Here is a 2335-nt window from a genome sequence, read left to right on the forward strand (position 1 = left end):
CCGACTGGAGATATTCCTAAGATTTCTTCAAATATGTCCGTAATGACTTTCTCTGTTTTAGTTCTTGGTGGCATATATTCCTGTCCTGCTAATGCATTTAGTTCTGGCAGTGCTTTTGCATCCAGCTTCCCATTTGGAGTCAGTGGCAAGGCATCAATCTGCATCATAAAGCCAGGTAACATATACTCAGGCAGTTTGTCTCTCAAATCATTTTTGATTTCAGACATATCCAGTTGCTGCTCTTGATTTGTCGGGATCAGGTAGGCACATATACTCTTGTCACCGCCTACTTCCAATGCAACAACGGCTACATCAGATATACCCGGCTGATTCCTTAGAACGCTCTCGATCTCGGACAACTCGATCCGATATCCTCGGATTTTAACCTGTTCATCTATTCTTCCCAGGTATTCCATCTCTCCGTTAGGCAGCCATCTCGCCAAATCTCCAGAGCGGTATAACTTCCCTTCGCCATATGGATTGTCGATAAACTTCTCCGCTGTTAATTCAGGCTGGTTTAGATAGCCTTTGGCTACTCCGTCTCCTGCGATGCATAGCTCACCAGGAACGCCTACACTACATAACTCCATCTCATTCAGTATATAGAGCTGCATATTGGCAATGGGATGTCCGATTCCTACACTTAAACCCTTATCTTTTTCGCTGGAATAGACATAGTCACAGCATCCTACGGTAGTCTCCGTAGGGCCATATTCATTATGAATCTTGACGCTGTCTCCTAATAGCTTCTGCGTTTTCCGTGCCGTATCTGTGGTGAACTCTTCTCCACCGACAATCAGCGTTTCTAAATTCGGTACATCTACGCCGTCTGCATAGGTTTCTAGCATTTTTAAATGTGACGGAGTAAGTTTAAGGAAGGTTACCCTGTTATCTTTGAATGCTGCACGTAACCTTTCCTCCGTGTCTCCTCCCTTTAATAGAAGAGATCCACCACTAATCAGCGGTAAGAACAAGGACGTTACGGAGAGGTCGAAACTTAAGCTTGTAATCAGTACCGTCGTACAAGCTTCTTTCTGGTACTCCTGATCTGCATACGACAAGTAATGATCCAAATTGCCTCGTGTAACCGCCACGCCTTTGGGCTTTCCTGTCGTTCCTGATGTGTAAATCACATAGGCGATGTCGCCCTTTTCAACAGCACACGCTGGATTTGTCTCCTTCTCGCCCAGATCTTCAAGATTCATAGAGATGAATGGGACTTCCGTTTCCAAAGTCTTCTCTCTTGTTAAGATGACCTTGGGTGCTGCATCGTTCAGAATATGCTCTATTCGTTCCTTCGGTGTTGCTGGATCAATCGGGACATAGGCGGCTCCACTCTTTAGCACGCCTAAAATGCCAATGATCGTTTCCGCTTCAAGGGAAGCCATGATGGCCACTCGATCATTGGGCTTAACACCTAACGAAATCAGTTCCCATGCCAAGGCATTGGCCTTTCGGTTGACTTCTCCATAACGAAGTACGCCCGTTTCGTATTCAATTACCGTCTTCTCAGGTGTCTGTTCCGCATGTTTCTCGAATCGTTCCACTGCCGTATGATGCTGTGCATACTCCGTATGGGTATTATTGAAAACCGTTAGTATTCTTTGTTGCTCTACCTCACTGACCATGTGGAGTTCAGACAATTTCATTTCAGGGTTAGCAATCACCCTGTCCAGCAACACCTTAAAATGCTCCAGGATGACCTGTGCCGAAGTCTCGGTAAATAAATCACTGCAATATACCAGATCTAAAGCGTACCCCTCTTCATACGCTGTAGCTTGTAAATCCAAATCAAATTTGGCATCAATGAAAGGAATGCCCAGCATCTCTACCTGTGCTTCGCCCATCGCAAGATGGATTTCCTCGTTATTCTGCATGGTAAACATCACGTCAAACAGCGGATTGCGTGACAGATCACGGCGTACTTCTACTTCCTCTACCAATTCTTCAAATGGGTATTCTTGATTCTCATACGCATTCAATGCCAGCTCTTTGATCTCGCTTAAAAATTCTAAGAACGTTTTTTCAGCCCTTGGATACCCTCTCATTGCCAGCGTATTGACAAACATGCCGGCTATTGTCTCGGTGTCCTGATGCACTCGGCCTGAGATGGGTGTTCCTACCACGATATCTTGTTGCCTGCTGTATTTATGCAGTTCTATCATAAATACAGCCAGTAAGGTCATGTAATCTGTCGTTCCATGTTGTTTATTTATATTTTGAATGCCAGCTTTCTGCTCTTGGCTAAGCTGAACAGACACTTGGGCTCCTTTGTAGCTTTGGATTTTGGGACGTGGATAGTCCGTCACCAAATCCAAAACCGGTGCCTCTTCTT

General features: G+C 45.1%; 1 protein-coding gene. It reads right to left on the reverse strand.

Going from position 1 to position 2335, the window contains the following annotated elements:
- Nucleotides 1-2309, reverse strand: a 2309-nt coding sequence (locus AR442_RS08650; RefSeq protein WP_239689779.1) for a non-ribosomal peptide synthetase, incomplete at its 3' end; no start/stop codon positions are given.
- Between the last annotated feature and the right edge of the window lie 26 nt (nucleotides 2310-2335).

The organism is Bacillus velezensis (assembly GCF_001461825.1).
In the GTDB taxonomy this organism is placed as follows: Bacteria; Bacillota; Bacilli; order Bacillales; family Bacillaceae; genus Bacillus; species Bacillus velezensis.